This is a genomic window from Pantoea sp. E956-1 (assembly GCF_982223955.1).
In genome coordinates this window covers 1-431 of sequence record NZ_CEUYZP010000081.1, presented here as the reverse complement: position 1 = coordinate 431, position 431 = coordinate 1, and the positions used below count along the sequence as shown (strand labels likewise).

Annotated in this window: 1 protein-coding gene; it reads left to right on the top strand. The window is 58.9% G+C overall.

The annotated features are described in order from the left end of the window. On the top strand, positions 1-431 hold a 431-nt coding region (locus AC0T7J_RS25360; protein ID WP_473798544.1), incomplete at both ends, for a TAXI family TRAP transporter solute-binding subunit.

Below are 431 nucleotides of genomic sequence, written 5' to 3'. Positions count from 1 at the left end.
CGCTGATCCTTAGCAGTGCTGCGCAGGCCGCGCCCGTGTTCATCAATATCCTCACCGGCGGAACCAGCGGGGTTTACTACCCGATCGGGGTCGGCCTGTCGCAAATCTACAGCGACGGCATTGCCGGTTCGAAGACATCGGTGCAGGCCACCAAAGCGTCGGTGGAAAACCTCAACCTGCTACAGGCCGGTCGCGGCGAATTGGCCCTGGCTTTGGGCGACTCAGTGGCCGACGCCAAAAACGGCGTGGAAGACGTCGTTTTCAAAGCACTGCTGACCAAATTGCGCGCCTTGGGCGAGACTTATCCCAATTACATTCAAATCGCCGCCAGCAAAGAGTCGGGGATCAAAACCCTCGCCGATCTCAAGGGCAAGACCATCTCGGTCGGCGCCCCAAAATCCGGGACTGAATTGAATGCGCGGGCGATATTC